We start from the raw sequence: 1,091 nt of genomic DNA, 5'->3' as shown, positions 1-1,091 counted from the left end.
AATCGGCAATTGACCAAAGCATCTGATCTCTATAGCTTAGGAATAACCCTGATTTGCTTGCTGACAGGGACAAAATCTAGCGAAATCAACACCTTAGTTGATGAGAATTATCGGATTAATTTCAAACAACTGTTGCCCAAGCTAAATCCCCAGTTTATTCATTGGCTCCACAAAATGGTGGCACCTAACCTCAAACATCGCTATCCCGATGCAGCAACTGCCCTCAAAGCCCTGAAGCCGATTGATGTGGTGAATGATATCACTCCTCTAAAAACACTGTTGCAGGCTATACAACCAACAAAAGCAGTAGTAAAACTTGCCACCCTCAGTCTTGTGGCTGCGTCTTCATCGGCTATAACCTATGCCTGGATCACCAGTCCAGCCAGACAGTTGCTAACCAGTGGAGAATGCCAAGGCTGCAATCTCCCAAATATCAACCTACAGGATAAGAACCTCAATAAAGCTAAGCTGCAGGGGGCTAATCTGAGTGGTGCCGACCTAGAGGGGACTAACCTGTGGAAAGCTAACCTCAAGGGGGCTAACCTGTCGGGAGCTAACCTCGAGGGGGCTAACCTAAACGGTGCTCGCTTGCATGGTGCTAACCTGGGCGGGGCTAACCTCAAGGGCGCTAACTTAGACATCAAGAGGGCTAAGCGCTGGCGTATTAACCTCAAGGGCGCAACTATGCCTGATGGCTCTATACATAAGTAGAGATAAGTAGTCCAATAGTAGTCCGATCGTGTCTGGTTGAATACTTATCATTCTGGGTTTTTTGTCAATTGAAAATTAACAATTAACAATTAACGATTAACCTAAATACCAAGTGATTAACCTGATTCGAGATGACTAGTTAAATTGAAAGATGTGACCAGAACGAGCACGAGAGTATTTCACTGTTGCTATCTGGTTAGAGGAGCGATCGCGTACTGTGATCAATCCTGATTTATTGCTCAAGTGCATTGAGGATTGAGTTAAACGGGTGATGGGGAAGCGCTTAACTTCGTTAGGTTGGAGAATGCCACTCAGGAGTTGGGGACGACCTAGTTTATCTGCCATCTCCCAGCCAGTGAGGTCAATGGCTTCACTGGTCA

The 1,091-nt window shown here is 45.8% G+C and carries 1 protein-coding gene and 1 pseudogene; one reads left to right on the top strand and one right to left on the bottom strand.

Features of this window, described 5'->3' with window-relative positions; translation table 11 throughout:
* Positions 1-711 (top strand): pentapeptide repeat-containing protein (locus F6K49_RS52110; RefSeq protein ID WP_293110902.1); only part of this gene is annotated, 711 nt, incomplete at its 5' end.
* Positions 712-846: 135 nt separating this feature from the next.
* On the opposite strand, the pseudogene F6K49_RS52105 reads toward F6K49_RS52110, so the two are convergent.
* Positions 847-1,091: pseudogene (locus tag F6K49_RS52105) on the bottom strand (endoribonuclease); the annotation flags it as partial.

This window comes from Moorena sp. SIO3I6 (assembly GCF_010672095.1).
The sequence above is the reverse complement of the archived record's forward strand: the minus strand, read 5'-3'. Positions and strand labels throughout refer to the sequence as shown.